This is a genomic window from Pseudoalteromonas sp. Cn5-37 (assembly GCF_021532495.1).
Lineage (GTDB): Bacteria > Pseudomonadota > Gammaproteobacteria > Enterobacterales > Alteromonadaceae > Pseudoalteromonas > Pseudoalteromonas simplex.
In genome coordinates this window covers 1-16,707 of sequence record NZ_JAKGBA010000039.1, presented here as the reverse complement: position 1 = coordinate 16,707, position 16,707 = coordinate 1, and the positions used below count along the sequence as shown (strand labels likewise).

Genomic DNA, 16,707 nt, shown 5'->3' with positions numbered 1-16,707 from the left:
AAAATCAAAACACACCGCCAAGTGAAAGAGCCGTAAAAACTTCACGCGCTTTAAGTCAGAAAAAAGACTAGTTACCTCTTGCTTGACTCGCCCTTGAAAGGGTGAGATTGCGCAAGCCTAATGTTCAATGGCGATGTTTTTTGGCTTGACTCTTTAACCTTAAACATTCGCCAACTTTACTTCTTAGCTGATATTCCACCTTGATAGGTATACACCAGACTGGCACCGACTGAAAACAAGAAGTAGCTTACTATTACTGCTCTTAGTTCTTTCCAAAAAACTATTAGCTAGGCCTTTCCTAACATAACTAAAATGGTTTAAATCCCAAAAAACGAAAGCTACCATCAATATAGTTGCGGTAGCTCTCATCAAGTCAATATAGTATTTCTTCACATCAGAGCCAGAACTTGATACCTGCAACAAAAGCAGTATCACGCGTACTTTGCCCATTTAACTTCGCAAAGTCGGCTGTATTACCAAATTTATTTGTCCACTCAACGCCAACATAGGGAGCAAACTGGCGGGTAAACTCATAACGAACCCGAAAACCAATAGCACTGCTAGATAAGCCACTACCAAGGTTATTTTGGACGTCATCCTTACCGTAAAGCGTCAACTCTGCTCGTGGTTGAACAATTAACTTTTGAGTAAGTAATAGCTCATACTCAGCTTCGATCGAAAATGCACTATTACCTTGCTCTCCTAAATACGCAGTCATATCAATTTCAAACCAGTAGGGGGCTAGACCTTGTAAACCAAAAGCTAGCCATTTGCGGTTTTCACCTTCGTTATTGTAATCAAGTCGAATACCGACTTGTGTATCCCAATAAGCAGATATTGCGTGGCCCCATAGAAAATCTGTTTGGTTCTCCTCTAAATTACCTTCGCTAAAATCTCCCTCAGTTTTGATGACTAATCTATCAAAAGTAGTGCCATACCATGCCTGAAAGTCAAAAACACCTGCGTTTGTTTGCTCATTATATTCAAGACGATCCCCTAGTAGCGCGTAAAATGAATGCTCATCTGCCAAAGTCAGTCGTTTGTCGCTACTGAGTGCATAAGGACCTTCAGTCAAAGTTGTACCTGCTGCATAAGCATGGGGGTCTCTAGCATCTTTAGGTGCATCTCCACCTTGTGCTTGCATTTTAGAATCACCCATCTCAGTCATCTCATCTTTTGCAGATACAGATACACTTATAAGGGGCAAACCTATTAATAATAGTCTTAACGTATTGGTTAGTATTAATTTTTTCATGATACAACTACCTCTCTAAACATACCTGCATCCATGTGGAATAATAAATGGCAATGCCATGCCCAGCGACCTACGTCATGAGGTGTTGTTAAAAAACTAATTCTTTGCGCTGGTTGTACAGGGATAGTATGGCGACGAACCTGTACATCACCTTTTTCATTCTCCAAATCGCTCCACATACCATGCAGGTGCATGGGATGTGTCATCATTGTATCGTTTTGTAAAATAACTCTTAAACGTTGATTATGCTTCATGTGAACTGGCGTGCTTTTTCCAAATTCCAAGCCATCAAATGACCAGCTATAACGCTCCATGTTTCCAGTTAAATGTAATTCAATTTCAGCCTCTGGCTCTTGCTGGTTTGTAATTCCCTCAAGAGAATGTAAATCTGCAAGTGTTAAAACACGGCGTCCATTTTTACGTAAACCTATACCGGGATCATCAAGGTTTGTTCTAGGCATATCAACACGCATATCAACAGAAGCTCCATACTCTGTTTTTGCATGACGCACTTTAGTGCTAGCAACAGCTAATGGGTTTTTAGTCATTCCATGTTTACTATGATCCATTGCCATCGCTCCATGACCCATTGCACTATGATCCATTTTATTAGAATTCATGCCCGACATGTCTGCCATACCTGCCATCGCGGAATGCTCACCACCTTGGGCCATATTCCCCATCATATCTGTCATCGTTAACCATTCAACGGGATCTAGAGCAGGTACTGGTGCATCAATATTAGGTGCCATTGATAAAGTACCTTTAGCATAACCTGAGCGATCCATGCTTTGTGCAAAAATCGTATATGCATCATTTTTTGGCTCGACAAGTACATCATAAGTTTCACCGGGACCAAATCTAAATTCATCTACTGTCACAGGTTCAACATTTTGTCCATCAGCTTGTACAACTGTTAACTTCAGCTCAGGTATTCTTACATCAAAAAACGTATTGCTAGAACCGTTAATAAATCTAAGCCTAACCTTTTCGCCAGCTTTAAACATTCCACGCCAGTTTGTCAAAGGCGCACAACCATTCATTAAAAAAGTCATTGCAGATGCTGATAAGTCTGCAAGATCTGTAGGGTTCATTCTCATTTTATTCCACATTTCCCGGCGTTGTAGCGCATTTGAAACGCTGCTATTTGAAATGTCATCAAAAAACTCTGGAACAGTAGGTTGATTAAAGTTAAATACATCGCTCTGTACTTTTAACTTGCGAAACAAATCCATTGGGTCATCATCAGTCCAATCAGACAATTGGATGACATGCTCATTGTCAGCACTAATAATATCCTTTTCTCTTGGCTCAATAATTAATGCGCCGTACATACCTGTCATTTCTTGAAAACCACTGTGTGAGTGATACCAATATGTGCCGCTTTGTTGCAGCTTAAATTTATAAACAAAGGTTTCACCCGGCATTATACCTTTAAAGCTAATACCCGGTACGCCATCCATTTGATACGGAAGAATGATCCCATGCCAATGAATTGAACTCGGCACTGATAATTTATTCGTTACCCTGATAGTAACGTCATCACCTTCTCTGAGGCGCAAGGTAGGAGCTGGTATTGAGCCATTGATTGTTGTAGCCATTCTTACAACACCTGTGAAGTTTACTGGTGACTCATCTATCACCAGATCTATGACTTCCCCACTTAGTTCGGGCGCAGTACCTGTTGAAGTTCCAGCAAGCAAAGATGAAGCTGCATGAAGAACACTTGGAAAAGCAGCTAATACACCGCCAGCAGCTAATCCTTGTACAAAGCGTCTACGTGGCGTAGAAACTTGATGTAATGGATTGTTGTTTCTCATTTTACTCTCCGTTGTTTGACCAATAAATTAATGTGACCAATGAATGTGCTTAATCTTCCATTCACCATTTTGTTTTTCCAGCACCATCGTTTCCATGCCTTGATAATCGCGTTCAACACCTTTATGAGTACCTGTAGTTTGACTGCGCGACGCAGAGATAGCGGTATTTCCAAGTATCGTCACTTGATGTTCAAGTGTGTCGCTCTTCATCGCTGCTAAATACTTCATATCCGACAACATATGATGATGAGCATATTCATCAGCGCTCCTTTCAACGCGGCCTCCCTCGAAGATGGTGACATCATCCGCTAACTGCGCTCTAGCCTGTTTTTGATTGCCAGTTTCAAGTGCTTGATGAAATGCCAAAACAACTTTTGCGGCTGGGGTATCTATACCTTTAAACAAACCTTTGTCTTTGTTCTTATCACCATGAGCGTTTGCTGCGAAACTAAACGTCATTAATAAAACGAGTAATATATTTATTGTTTTCATTTTCATTCTCTCTTTTAGGTTTTAATTTGCAGGGCCAACAACACTAGTAAGCCCAGCCGTTACAGATAAAATGGCAAAAGCTACTACCATTTCTATCGAGATAGATTTAGATAAAGCCTCTCTGCCTTGACTATTTTTAAGTTGTGGAACGAGTATTAGTTTATGTTTAGCAGCAAGTGCCAAAATAGACACTACAAGGGCCAATTTAAACAACAGTGTTTGTCCGTAACTTGAGCTTATTAGTGCATCAAGACTTCCGACCAATTGAATCACGAGCCAGAGGCCTGCTACCAACAATAGGCTCAATGTAAAACTTGCTTGTTTGCCAAAGCTTTCCATCAGCAAATGAAGTTCTGCATAACTTAGCTGATGGCAAGCCTGTTTTAGTGGCAATAACGCCCCAAACCACCATGCCATAACGAGCACATGCAAAATAAGCAAGCCTTTTTCAATTGTGCCTAACTCAGAAATATGACCCAGTAACGTGAATGAGTATGCAAGGATTAATAAACTCAACATTAAAGCGCTTTGTTTTAAGTACGAGTTCACAGCGAGTTTGAACCTTAAAGCTAAAGCGATTATTGCGGTAACTAGCCCAAGCGCTCGAAGCAAAGCTCCAGTGCCGACAGAGGAGTCCCACATAATAGCCAATATATCAGCGTCTATCGCCCCCTGAATTCCCTCTTCTGCCATTGCACCAGTACTGGCAAAGAACCAAGTAATATTAGCGATCAAAGCCATAACTATATAAGTTCTTGTACACGTTAAATTCGCGATTACAGCATTAGTATGAGATTCATTATTCTCAAATATTTGCCTGAAAAATGTATAACCAGCAATACAGGCAAAGCCGACGTAAAATACAATTTTTGACAGTACAATGACTGTATTCCAGATATACATTTCCATATCAATCACACCGCCTATTTTAGTGAACCATAAAGCCGAAGCTATGTTTCATTTTATGACCATCGTTACCTAAGAAGGTTACATCCACAGCATAGTTTGCAGGAGCTAATTTAGGTAGTTTCCATGTAAATTTGCTAGTAGCGACTTTAGAAGGCTCGAATCCAAATTTAAATTCTTCGCCTTGTTTATTGGCCAATGAAACTTTTACAACCCGTACCTCTTTGGTGAACACCAAAGTTAACTCTTCTGGAGGATTCATTAGCATTGCATTATCAGCAGGCACACTTTTTTCAAGATGCACATGCGCAAATACCGCACTACTAAAAACGACACTGATTACGGTTAAAAATTTAATTAGTTTTTTCATATTTACCTCTATTTATTTAATGGATTAACGACTAAATTTATCTTTGAAAATTTGATTACTTGGAATCCCAGCATCTGTAATTATTTTTTCCACTTCACTCATCATTGCTTCTGAACCGCACAAGTAAAACTCAGCCAAAAGCAGTTCTGATTTTTGGTTCATATACGGCAGAAGTACTTTTTGAACATAGCCTGAGTGCCCTTGCCATTCTTCTGAAGGATTAGAAAGAGTAGGAATATAAGAGAAGTTTTTATGCTTCTCACTCAGTGACTTCAATTCATTATGGTATAGCAAGTCATCTTCAGTTCGCGCACCATAGATAAGAGTCAAACCACTTTTATCTTTATGCTTTTTCAACTGTTCAAAAATAATAGACCTTAGTGGTGCAAGTCCTGAACCCGCACCTATAAACACGCGACTAACTTTTTTATTTGAAGTGGCATAAAAATCAGAAAAAGGGCCTTTTGCAGTTATCGTTTCACCTACTTGGAGTGAACCTAAATAACTTGAACCTATTCCTGCTTTAAAACCATTCTTTGCGGTCTGCCAACGGATATTAAACATTAACTCATCAGACTCCTCGTCAAAGTTAACTAATGAGTAGTGGCGAGTTACACCGTTATGAGAAAATTTTCCATGATAGTAGCTATCCCAGTATTTTTCATAGCACTCTGGCATATCATCTGGACGTAAGCTATTCATCCCTGCTGGCACATCAAATTGCATATATGCACCAGCTTTAAATGCCAACTGTTTGCCTGATTTCAGCTTAAATTTCACTTCCTTGATAAAAGGAGTAATGAAATTAGTCGCAACCACAACTAGCTCATGATTTTCAATATTGCGATCAGTATTAACTTCAATCGAACTAATTTCAGAGAACCTATGCTGACATCCAAGCCGATAACCTTCCTTAAGTTGCTCCTGAGATAAATGTTCCTGTTCAGATAGTGTGATAGGTAATTTAGTTGAACTTAAGAACACGCATTTGCCACAAGTACCGCCACCACCGCAACCTGAAGGAAGGTATACATGTGAACTAGCTAGCCCTTCTAGTACAGTTGAGCGACCAACTGCTGAGATGTCAGTAATAGTATTTTCATTGGAAAACGTCACTGCCACTTTTTGCCTGTTAGTGCCCCAACCTAGCTTCAGTAAACCACTTCGATACTGTTGTATCAGCCAAGTAACACCAGTAATTGAAAGGAATAGCGTTGCAAAAGCAAATGCAATGATCAACCAATGGTTAAATCCTCCAGAATTGCCATAGTCCATAAAGTGAAGCTTCATCATCAGATCTTTCAATCTGAAATCATCATTGGCATGGCGAAGTACTTGACCTGTAATACTATCTAAATAAATAGTTGTATTGTTCTCATCCTCAACGGCAACTTGCCACATAGGATTTTGCTGCCTTACGTGATCAGAAAACGGAGGTTGAGATAACACTGGAGTAGTTAACTTACCCTGTCCTGAGTAGGAGTTTTTTGCCAAAGTTAGTACTTGTTCTTCAGACAAATTAAATGGCTTTCCTGTTACAGCATCAAATAGCTTTGAGTGGCGTTCTTGATAGCTATGCTGCCCCTTATCGAACACAAAATGATAGTAAGGCTGATGTAAAACCCATATAAGGTTTACTTCCTGCGGAGCATTACTAGTAATGTCTTTAATAGGGAATAGGTCAAAGCCTGTAATGCTACCTTCATGATGAGAATGAACTCTAAGTTCATTACCACTGGCTTTACTGTGATCCATCAAATTGAAGTAAAGGCCCGTTCCCAACCAAATAAGCAGTTGTAAACCAACAAATAAAGAAAGCCACTTGTGTATCGTTGTATTTAACTTAAATAGTCGCATCAAATGACTCTCTTTTTATTTGGGGAAAGCACTCGGTAATAAGTCAATACTGCGCCAGTAATTGCTCCCATTAGACCTAGAGTTGCGACCAAGAACAAAAACCAGTTAGATACGTTTTCTCCATCATAGTAATCCATAATGTGGAACCGCCACATCCAATCAAACAATCGCCAGTAATCATGACGCTTGGCAACAAGTGATCCTGTTTGTTGACTTATATAAAATGTCGGTGTGGAGAATTGCTCAAACGTCACTCTCCAAACAGGTAAATGCCTTGGGGACAACTCAGCAGGCAAGTTTGTCGCTGACTTAATCAACCTTATGCTGTCGATTTGATGATTCAGCACATAATGGTATTGTGCGATTTCTTTAGCCTTGGTTTCATCTACAAGGGCCTGAACAGCTCCAGTTTTAGCATCTATTGCTACTTTTCCATTTTCTCCATTAATAAAAGAATACAAAGGACGGCCCATACTTTGAGTAAGTGTAACTTGGCTAGCTTTAGGATAATCCGCAGCTAGCTTTACAATGGAGTAATCCATACTTGCTAAATCTATTTTGGCTTCCTCACTCTTAGCCAAGGTTTCGCCGTGTATATAGTGAATATCCATAGTCACCATATACACACCAGTAATCGACCAGAAAAGGAATTGTATCCCTACAAATGCCATTAGCCATTTATGGTACTTCCTAGCTTTTCTAAGCATTGTTTTTTAGCTCCGAGTTAGAAAGTTCCTTGTTAAAGGCGTTTACTTCGGGCTTTTTAACGATTGAATAAATCGCGGGTAAAACAATTAGAGTTAGCAGGACTGCACTTGTCATCCCACCTACCATTGGTGCAGCAATACGACTCATTACCTCAGAGCCTGTTCCTGTACCATATAAAATAGGCATTAGGCCGATAATGATTGTCGCTACTGTCATCATTACAGGACGAACACGTAATCCAGCACCGTGCAATAAGGCATCTTGATATTCATCTTCTGAGATGAGTTCTGCTCGCTCTTTCGCTTTTTCCTTAAGTTCAGCGAGCGCCTGATTGAGATATACCAACATTATTACGCCAATCTCAACAGCTACTCCAGCCAGAGCAATAAAGCCTACACCAACTGCTACAGAGAAGTTGAACCCTTCTAAATACATCAACCATAACCCACCGATCATTGCCATCGGTAAAGTCACAATGATGATCGCAACTTCGCTAAACGCTCTGAAGTTCAAATAAAGCAAAATAACAATAATGGCGAGCGTCAATGGAACAACGTAAGTAAGCTTGGCTTTGGCTCTTTCCATATATTCGTATTGACCAGCCCAAGTAATCGAATAACCTGCTGGTAATATAAGATTTTTAGCTAAATGCTCTTTTGCACTTTCAACATAAGTACCTACGTCAACGCCCTCTATATCAATGAACGTCCAACCATTAATACGTGCATTTTCACTCTTGATCCCCGGAGGGCCTACTTCTACTTTTATTTCAGCTACGTCACCTAGTGCGATGCGTTGTCCATTTGGAGTGACAACAGGCAAGCGCGACAACTGCTCTGGAGAGTCACGATAATCTTGTGGGTATCGCAAGTTGACAGGATAACGCTCTTGACCTTCTACTGTTTGAGTGACATTCATCCCACCAATAGCAGTTGAAACTACTTGTTGTACGTCATCGATGTTTAATCCAAAACGACTTGCTTTCTCACGAGAAATATCAACTTTGATATATCGTCCACCTGCAACTCGTTCAGAATAAACTGAAGCGGTTCCTGTCACCTCAGGTAACAATTGCTCTATTTGTTGCCCTATCTCTTGAATCGTATTTAAATCAGCTCCTGCTACTTTAATACCTACTGGCGTTTTAATACCTGTTGCCAACATATCAATACGAGTTTTGATTGGCATAACCCAAGCATTCGTCAAGCCCGGAAACTTAACCAACTTATCAAACTCAGCTTTTAAAGATTCTGTTGTAACTCCCTCACGCCACTCTTCTTGAGGCTTCAACTGAATGAAGGTCTCAATCATAGTTAGAGGCGCGGGATCAGTTGCAGTTTCAGCTCTTCCTACTTTACCAAATACTGTTTCAACTTCTGGCACTGTTTTAATTAGCTTGTCTGTCTGCTGTAGAATTTCTCTTGCCTTACCAATAGAGATCCCCGGATATGTAGTCGGCATGTACATTAAATCTCCTTCATCTAGAGGAGGAATAAACTCGCTACCAATCTTATCAACAGGCCAAAAACCGACGATAGTCACTAATATTGCTGCTACAATTGTCGATTTTGGAAACTTCATTACTTGCTTTAAAACAGGCATGTAAATAGCAATTAGCAATCGGTTTAACGGATTTTTCTTTTCTGAAACAATTTTGCCTCGAATAAAGTACCCCATTAATACAGGCACCAATGTTATCGCTAAGCCTGCTGATGCAGCCATTGCATATGTTTTTGTGTAAGCAAGAGGAGAGAACATTCTTCCTTCTTGCGCTTCCAAAATAAATACAGGCAAGAATGAGACTGTAATGATGAGCAAACTAAAGAATAATGCAGGACCGACTTCACTTGCCGCCTTTGAGACTATTTGCCAACGATTTTCATCTGTTAGCGGTGTCTTTTCCATATGTTTATGCATATTTTCAATCATCACTATTGCGCCATCTGTCATCGCACCAATTGCAATAGCGATACCACCTAATGACATAATATTCGCATTGATACCTTGCATATGCATGATGATAAATGAAGCTAAGATGCCAATAGGTAGAGTGACAACTGCAACAATCGAAGATCGCAAATGAAACAGAAATGCAACACATACAATCGCGACGACAGCAAGCTCTTCGAGCAATTTACTCCATAGGTTTTCTACCGCCTCTCCTATTAAGCCAGAGCGATCATAAACCGTAACTATTTCAACTCCTTCGGGTAAACCTTTTTTTAACTCTTCTAATTTGGCTTTTACTCCATCAATGGTTTTTTGTGCGTTTTCACCAAAGCGCATAACAACCACACCACCAACAACTTCTCCTTCACCATTAAGTTCCGCGATGCCCCGTCTCATTTGTGGACCTAAGTTAACTTCTGCCACATCGCCAATAGTAAGCGGCGTTCCTTGTTCGTTCACACCGAGAGGGATCAACTCTATATCTGAAATACTTTTGATATAGCCAGTAGCGGTAACCATGTACTCTGCTTCAGCCATTTCAACAACAGAGGCACCTGTTTCTTGGTTACCACGCTTAAGGGCCATTTGAATGTGACTAAGTGGTATACCGTAGGCTCTTAACTTATCGGGATCGACTTGTATTTGATATTGTTTAACCATTCCACCAACGGCAGCAACCTCTGACACTCCGGGGACAGTTTGCAATTCATATTTTAAGAACCAATCTTGAATACTACGCAATTGGCTAATATCCAAGTTGCCCGTTTTATCTACAAGAGAATATAGGTAAACCCAGCCAACACCTGTCGCATCTGGCCCTAGTTGTGGACGCGCACTAGCGGGTAGTGAAGGGGCTACTTGACTTAAATATTCAAGTACTCTGCTCCTTGCCCAATATAAGTCAGTGTCTTCGTCAAAGATGACGTAAACAAATGAGTCACCAAAAAATGAATAGCCACGAACAGTAACAGCGCCGGGAACAGACAACATTGCAGTTGTCAGTGGATAAGTAACCTGATCTTGAACAACTTGCGGTGCCTGACCGGGGTAATTCGTTTTAATTATTACTTGAACGTCAGATAAATCTGGTAGTGCATCAACAGGCGTATTCTTTATTGAAAATAGCCCACCACCAATCAAAATTAAGGTAGCTAAGATAACAAAGAAGCGATTGCCAATTGACCATCTAATAATTGATTCAATCATTATTTTTCTCCCAACTTAATGATTCGAGTGATCAACGACCGGCTTATTTTCCTTGCCGTGTTGTTCATCTGATTCAAGAGAAATGTCAGTGATAACTAAGTCATCCCTAACCTCAAAAGTGAAAGTGACATTATCACCAACATTGAAATCAACTATTTCTATATTGTCCGCGACGATAAAATCCATCGTCGCAGCAGGTCTATCCCACTTCTCTATTGGGCCTCGGCTAATATTTAGAATCCGTGTATCAATATCAATCGCATTAATTAAACCTGATGCTGTTGCTGATGATACTTCTTCACTCATATCAGCAGGCTCACTCATGATATGAATTCCAGTAACTTCATATCCACCCTCTTCGGTTTTGCTCACTTCAAAGTGCAAAGATTGACCTGACTTTAATGAGTCAATATCGACTTTTTCAGCCACAGTAAAATCCATAACCATTTCAGGCCAATCCCAAGCCTCAGCAGGACCATGAGTAATATTAACCATACGATGTCCCGCCATGACGCTGTTGATTTCGCCTTCCATCCAAACAGAGCTAGGCACTTCGTCATGAGTCATTCGTTTAAAATCAGAGTTTTTACTTGATTCAGAATCAATCAAGAATTGAGCAGATGTCACCACAACATCATCTTCATTAAGACCCTCTAAGATTTCGATACTATCGATATCAACCCGGCCAATTGTCACTTCGATAGACTTAAATTGCCCATCCCCCAAGGCAAGTACAACTCTGTCTTGTTTACCTGTGCGAATGACGGCTTCTTTAGGTACGAGTATCGTGCTATCAGCTTGATTAGCGTGAATAGAGACTTGTGCAAACATGTTTGGTTTTAATTGATAGTCTGGGTTGTCAAACTTCAGTCTCACTCTGAGTGTGCGTGTTTTACTATTCAATGTTGGATAAACATAATCAACGACACCAGCCCAGTCCTCTCCGGGTAAATAATCCAGTGTCATTGATACAGGAAGTCCCTCTTTAATTAAGGCTGCGTCACGTTCAAACACTTCTGCTTCAACCCAAACTTGATCTAGCTGACCAATGCTTAATATGGTGTTTCCCGGCTTTACATAAAAACCCTCTCTAATCTTCAAACCATCAACAACACCTGCCTGAGGGGAGTAAAAGGTGATGTTTTGCTGAACCTTTCGTGTCTTTTCTAGCTTTTGAATAAAGTCTGCTGAAAGCTGTAACGCTTTAAGCCGATCTTTGGCCGCCGCAATTAAGGAACTATTATTGCGCTTTATAGCTATTAATAGTTCTTCTTGCGCGTTAACTAGCTGAGGAGAATATAGTGTATATAGAGGCTGCCCTTTCTCAACAGGATTACCTGCGGCTTTGACGTAGAGCTTTTCTATCCAACCATCTACACGTGGATGGATGTGAATTAGCTTATCTTCATCATATTGAACGTAACCTACGGTTGATATTTCAGTATGCATATTTTTAAGCTCAACAGGAGCAGTGCGAACCCCAAGATTATTCACTACATGAGGCGCGATTTTTACGGCTCCGGGGCCAAAGTCATCACCAGATGATCCTTCTTCATACACAGGAATTAAATCCATACCCATAGGCGACTTACCGGGCTTGTCACGACGGTAATTAGAATCCATCGGTGCAACCCAATACAGCGGTTTTTTCTCTCCTGATGTAGCTTCATTGCCATTACCGCTTGAACCTGTACCTTGATATAAACTTAATGCTCCAGCACCTAGTGCTGCCCCAATGATGATGGCGGCTACTAGTTTCAAATTTGGTGTTTTAGTATTCGTTGACATTATTTTTCTCCAAATTGCTGATTGGATAAGTGTTGATTCATTCTGTGCGAAGTGTGCATTGGCTTATGCTCAGCATTTGAGTTAGTTTGAGAGTACGAAAAGAAATAGTTAATGCGAGCAACTGTTTTAAGTGCGTCAACATCAATTTTTAAGGCTGCTATTCTGGCATTTAATTCTGCGATTCTTGCTCGAACAACTTCGGCAAAATCACCATCATCGTTGGTGTAAGCCGTCAATGACGCTTCAGCTTGGTCATGCGTTTGTTTGAGAAGTTGTTTTTGATAAATAGACTGCCTGTCAGATAAACGTTTAAGCTGTCTAAGCTCCTTTTCCACCGCACTGATCATTTGTTTTGTCAGCAATAATTTCTCGGTTTTTATAGCTTCTGAATCAGCAATAGAAGCTGCAACTTGCTTATCTTGTCTATTCTCAGTGAACAAAGGCAAATCAAACGTTACCCCAACAGAAAATAAATCAGCTCGGCTATCACCAGAAGGCATATTGTCACGATAGGCATAGCTCGCATTGACACCCCATTGCGGCTCATATTGCTGTTTGGCTAACTCAACTCCTTTTTCTGAAGCTTTGCGTTTTACATCAATTGCAAGTATGGCTGGATGATTAGCAAGTTCCTGAGCCAATAGATTTCTTGAGTAATTAGATGCTTTTAGGACTGTTGGATTATTCAGAGTAATTGCAGGTAACTTTTTAGAAACCCTAAACTCTAATGGTTGCGCGTCAAAGTTGAATGATTCATTCAAACGATCCGCATCGTAAATATGAAGCCACTCATTGAGACGAGCGATTGTCGTTTCTAGTTTCTGCTTTTGCGAAGTTAATCTGTCATCTAACTGCACGATTTCCAACTGAGCACGAATAACATCTTGCTGTCTAGTTTTACCAACAACGTTTGAATAGCTAGCTTTAGCCACTTCCGCCATCTGCTCAAAAAGAGACCAATCATCTTCAATCAATTTAATAGTTTGTTGGGCTAAGTAAGCATCTAACCAAAGTTGTGACACTTGGCTTTTCAACTTAGCTTTACGATCCTCTCGTAACAGTGGAAATTTCGTGGACTCAATTTGTAACTGGTCTTTCTTGATCTCTAGACTGTCGCCTCTCGGAAACATTTGAGAGACGCCAACCTTTAGCTGAGTCATTCCTTCCTGATCTAAATCCCAAGTATCTGTTGGTAAATTCATTATCCCTAGCGATACTTTCGGATCAGGCAAAGTACCTGAAGCAATACTTCTATTTTCAACTGCACTTTGTTTCAACCGGCTACCATGAAGCCAAGGATCATTTTGCTGAGCTAAGGTGATAGCTTGTTCAAGCGACACTACTTTCTCAGCTTGAGCTGAGAATACAGATAAGCCGAGTATTAATGCAGTTGAAAGTGAAGTAAGGTTTGAAGAGTTCAATTTCATTAGAATTGCTCCTCGTATGTTTTAACTTTTGCATAGACTTTGCTCGTTCCATCTTTAAATAGAATTAACACGTTGTATGGCATAAAGCGGTCATCGACTTCCATACCGGGAGAGCCAACTGGCATTGCTGGAACTGAAAGCCCAATCGCATTGGGATGTTCTTCTGATAAGAACTGCTGAATAAATTTAGCAGGTATATGACCTTCAAAGGCAAATCCATTTCTACTCACTGCCGTGTGGCATGAACGGTAATTAGGTTTGATACCATACTTAGTTTTGATGTTGCCGATGTTTCGGAAATCTTTGGAATGCGCAACGTTCCCTTTGTCTTCAATATGAGTTATCCATTTTTTACAACACCCACAATTAGGGGTTTTATAAACGATTAACTCCAAAGGTGTTACGTCGTTATTGTGTGCATGGTTATGTTCGTTGGCGTTTGCAAACGCAGGTGAAAGCAGCATTACTACTGCTATTTTTAAATACTTATTGATCATTTTTGCCCCCAGACATCGCTGGAAAATATCTATAGCGCTACGACGCTATATTGACTAACAGAAAAATTAATTACATGTGCGCGAAATTTGGACGCACTAATCCTGTATTAGGCAAAAATTGGTGGACGATAAAGGGAAGTGGAAATTGAATGAGGTTGTTTAGATTGCAGAGCAGCTACAGATTCACTGAATATTTGAATATCTGTCGAATCAATACTGGAATTTAGGACTGTCGTAGATGAGCAAGCATTTGCAGGACAAATACATTCAACGTCACAACAATCTTCTGATTGACCATTACTGCTTTTATTCATATCACCATGGTTCATGTTCATGTTCATGTTCATGTGTGATTCGTGAGAACCTGATGACATTTCGCAAGACATAGCAGAATACGCAAATGCTTGCCCTACAAAGGCAACCAGCATAAGCGTTATTACTAAGACTTTTGAAAATGCTTTAGACATAAAATTCTCAAAAAAATATACATGGCCTATGCTAATACAAATTTTCGAATAAGTAAATTGATGTCATGTAAACATTTATGAATATTTGCTGAGGGATCCCCTCGAATTTGACCATAGTATCAGCTCTTTTCCAGTTTGATGACACCCCAGTCAAACTCTGCGGCCCAGAGCATGACTTGCCGTCTTGCCGCTTGTATCTCTTCTTCAGTTAAGCCCAGCTGGGCGGCCTTTGATAATCGCATTCCCAGGTAGTTAAATGAGAGTACTCGCCGATGTTTGATGCTGTTAGCCTGAAACTGCAAGTGCTTCCCGGCCAGCTCTGCCGCCAGCCCTATCATGTAATGCAACCAATTTGCCAGTGCCGCTAATAGCAACAGCACTTCCAATCGTTCGCGTTTATAAGTACGGTGGGCTTCGCTACCTAAGCCATAGGTCTGGCTTTTCTGGTCGCGGAAGCTCTCTTCTATTTGCATGCGTTTGCCGTAGCATTTGGCAATCTTCGTCGCGTAATCGAAGCAATTGGGCAAGGATGAGACCAACAACCACGGCTCTTTATATTGCTTGTGTTTGTCGGATTTTCGCAGCTTCCAACCGGTGCCCACCAGCACGGCTTGAGTGCGATATTGCTGGGCTTTGGTCAGCTTAACCTCACCCAAGACTTGGGGCGTAGGGCGTGCTTTTTTGTAGGCTTTGGCAACCGTGATATAGGCATCCTGGCCGGGTAGTTGCAGTGTCTGGTTGCCACGAACTCTGGCAATGTAATGCCAGCCGAGCTTACGTATTTGCTTAAACCACGGCACTTTAAAACCCGCATCGGTAATAATCACCGGCTTAAAGTCTGCCGGCAGTACCTGCTTTAACCGGTATAAAAACGCCCTGTGTACGTGTGGGCACGTATACTCGTCCATCGGCACAACAACTTGATGTAACGTCAGTGGGCGACCTTCTAGCGCCAGGCTGGCACGCAGGATAAAATGGCGCTTTTCGGTGTCGGCATTGCTCCAGTCCACTAAAATCAGCGGCTGTTTGCCCTGACGTAGCAAGCGGGTCATTTCGCCATAAATAAGCGGCGCCTCTGCTTGAAGCGCTTCATTTCTTAGCAAACGGTCAGCTCGTTTGATGCCGTGTTTTTCTGACGTTTCACTGTCAAAATTACGGCCGATAGCCGTTACCGTACATTGGCATTCTGCATCAAGCTTTGTACTGCCGCCCCCACAGCTAAAAATCGGGCTTTGTGCATACATTTGGGGGTGACAAATGAGAGGAAATCGGCGAGCATTGTTTTTACATTCATGGTTAGGTGTTTTTGGCGAAAGATCAGATCGGGAACTGCCATGAATGTTCCCTTCGCCTCTAACTATTTGTTTTATCTACGCCATTCGTGGGGATTCGTCAGCTATATTGCTTTAATTAAACTTACAAATACTTTTAGGTACATCTGATATTTGTGCAAGCTATAAATTCGTTGCTCACCATTGACTAGAAGTGTCCGCTTTTGGCACAGACTGTGTAAAAACTAATTTTTAATAAATTGTCTTGGGTATGTTCTTAGTTTGAAACCATTTAAGATGGTTGCGATCGATTTTTTCTCAGTATCGCAATTTTCTCCGCGCGAGCGAAACTGCTATGGCAACGCTACTCTAATTGCTTTACTTAGGCCGTTAACTCCCATAATTGTTATCATTCTTCTGAAGTTGTAAGCTAGGACATGAAGACTTATTTCTGTCCCCACGCTTTTTAAACCTCGTGTTAGTAAGTGGGTAGCTCCCATCCAGAGTTTAATTGTGCCAAAGGGGTGCTCAACAGTTTGCTTTCGATGAAGCATCAATTCAGGTTGATTCTTTAGCTTTTGAAGCATTTCTTCTGTCAGAATCTCATGCACCCACCGCCTTATTCGCCTAGGGTCTTTTTTAGAGTTAGTGCACTGACTTCTTATTTTACAATCTCGACAAGCAATGTGATTG

13 protein-coding genes and 1 pseudogene are annotated in these 16,707 nt (G+C 40.9%); all 14 read right to left on the bottom strand.

The window, feature by feature from the left end; translation table 11 throughout:
* Positions 1–394 precede the first annotated feature (394 nt).
* Positions 395–1,255: a copper resistance protein B gene (locus tag L1266_RS20550; protein ID WP_004589262.1), complete on the bottom strand. Its 861-nt coding sequence runs from the start codon at positions 1,253–1,255 to the stop codon at positions 395–397.
* Entirely contained in the window at positions 1,252–3,075 is a 1,824-nt protein-coding gene (locus L1266_RS20545) for a copper resistance system multicopper oxidase (RefSeq protein ID WP_039972484.1), read from the bottom strand. The genes L1266_RS20550 and L1266_RS20545 overlap by 4 nt, the downstream gene beginning before the upstream one ends.
* A gap of 27 nt (positions 3,076–3,102) precedes the next feature.
* The gene (locus tag L1266_RS20540; protein ID WP_008467847.1) at positions 3,103–3,573 is read right to left on the bottom strand and encodes a YybH family protein; all 471 of its coding nucleotides are present in this window, start codon (positions 3,571–3,573) and stop codon (positions 3,103–3,105) included.
* A 15-nt stretch (positions 3,574–3,588) separates the two neighbouring features.
* On the bottom strand, positions 3,589–4,476 hold the full coding sequence (locus L1266_RS20535) for a copper resistance D family protein (protein ID WP_063528226.1): 888 nt from the start codon (positions 4,474–4,476) through the stop codon (positions 3,589–3,591).
* 19 nt (positions 4,477–4,495) lie between these two features.
* Positions 4,496–4,843 carry a copper resistance CopC family protein gene (locus tag L1266_RS20530; protein WP_010558032.1) on the bottom strand — a complete coding sequence of 116 codons (348 nt, stop codon included), beginning with the start codon at positions 4,841–4,843 and terminating at the stop codon, positions 4,496–4,498.
* Between the two features lie 24 nt (positions 4,844–4,867).
* Positions 4,868–6,700 carry a 2Fe-2S iron-sulfur cluster-binding protein gene (locus L1266_RS20525; protein WP_235378253.1) on the bottom strand — a complete coding sequence of 611 codons (1,833 nt, stop codon included), beginning with the start codon at positions 6,698–6,700 and terminating at the stop codon, positions 4,868–4,870.
* Positions 6,700–7,407, bottom strand: coding sequence for a hypothetical protein (locus L1266_RS20520; RefSeq protein ID WP_008109638.1), 708 nt, complete (start codon positions 7,405–7,407; stop codon positions 6,700–6,702). The genes L1266_RS20525 and L1266_RS20520 overlap by 1 nt, the downstream gene beginning before the upstream one ends.
* On the bottom strand, positions 7,400–10,564 hold the full coding sequence (locus L1266_RS20515) for an efflux RND transporter permease subunit (RefSeq protein WP_063528224.1): 3,165 nt from the start codon (positions 10,562–10,564) through the stop codon (positions 7,400–7,402). Before L1266_RS20515 ends, L1266_RS20520 begins: the two co-directional genes overlap by 8 nt.
* A gap of 15 nt (positions 10,565–10,579) precedes the next feature.
* Positions 10,580–12,352, bottom strand: coding sequence for an efflux RND transporter periplasmic adaptor subunit (locus L1266_RS20510; RefSeq protein WP_235374237.1), 1,773 nt, complete (start codon positions 12,350–12,352; stop codon positions 10,580–10,582).
* A complete protein-coding gene (locus L1266_RS20505; protein ID WP_235378252.1) occupies positions 12,352–13,779 on the bottom strand; it encodes a TolC family protein in 1,428 nt (475 codons plus the stop codon). The genes L1266_RS20510 and L1266_RS20505 overlap by 1 nt, the downstream gene beginning before the upstream one ends.
* Positions 13,779–14,276, bottom strand: a complete 498-nt coding sequence (locus tag L1266_RS20500; protein ID WP_063528221.1) for a DUF411 domain-containing protein — start codon at positions 14,274–14,276, stop codon at positions 13,779–13,781. The genes L1266_RS20505 and L1266_RS20500 overlap by 1 nt, the downstream gene beginning before the upstream one ends.
* Before the next feature lie 107 nt (positions 14,277–14,383).
* Entirely contained in the window at positions 14,384–14,743 is a 360-nt protein-coding gene (locus tag L1266_RS20495; protein ID WP_235378251.1) for a hypothetical protein, read from the bottom strand.
* 119 nt (positions 14,744–14,862) lie between these two features.
* Positions 14,863–16,079: pseudogene (locus L1266_RS20490) on the bottom strand (IS4 family transposase).
* 288 nt (positions 16,080–16,367) lie between these two features.
* Positions 16,368–16,707, bottom strand: a 340-nt coding sequence (locus L1266_RS20485; RefSeq protein WP_235378250.1) for a transposase, incomplete at its 5' end; no start/stop codon positions are given.

Excerpts from the sequence above, each read along its gene's own strand:
- L1266_RS20500 (WP_063528221.1), bottom strand. The coding sequence starts at position 14,276 with ATGATCAATAAGTATTTAAAAATAGCAGTAGTAATGCTGCTTTCACCT.
- L1266_RS20545 (WP_039972484.1), bottom strand. The coding sequence starts at position 3,075 with ATGAGAAACAACAATCCATTACATCAAGTTTCTACGCCACGTAGACGC.
- L1266_RS20515 (WP_063528224.1), bottom strand. The coding sequence starts at position 10,564 with ATGATTGAATCAATTATTAGATGGTCAATTGGCAATCGCTTCTTTGTT.
- L1266_RS20530 (WP_010558032.1), bottom strand. The coding sequence starts at position 4,843 with ATGAAAAAACTAATTAAATTTTTAACCGTAATCAGTGTCGTTTTTAGT.
- L1266_RS20505 (WP_235378252.1), bottom strand. The coding sequence starts at position 13,779 with ATGAAATTGAACTCTTCAAACCTTACTTCACTTTCAACTGCATTAATA.
- L1266_RS20535 (WP_063528226.1), bottom strand. The coding sequence starts at position 4,476 with ATGGAAATGTATATCTGGAATACAGTCATTGTACTGTCAAAAATTGTA.
- L1266_RS20525 (WP_235378253.1), bottom strand. The coding sequence starts at position 6,700 with ATGCGACTATTTAAGTTAAATACAACGATACACAAGTGGCTTTCTTTA.
- L1266_RS20520 (WP_008109638.1), bottom strand. The coding sequence starts at position 7,407 with ATGCTTAGAAAAGCTAGGAAGTACCATAAATGGCTAATGGCATTTGTA.
- L1266_RS20540 (WP_008467847.1), bottom strand. The coding sequence starts at position 3,573 with ATGAAAATGAAAACAATAAATATATTACTCGTTTTATTAATGACGTTT.
- L1266_RS20550 (WP_004589262.1), bottom strand. The coding sequence starts at position 1,255 with ATGAAAAAATTAATACTAACCAATACGTTAAGACTATTATTAATAGGT.
- L1266_RS20510 (WP_235374237.1), bottom strand. The coding sequence starts at position 12,352 with ATGTCAACGAATACTAAAACACCAAATTTGAAACTAGTAGCCGCCATC.
- L1266_RS20495 (WP_235378251.1), bottom strand. The coding sequence starts at position 14,743 with ATGTCTAAAGCATTTTCAAAAGTCTTAGTAATAACGCTTATGCTGGTT.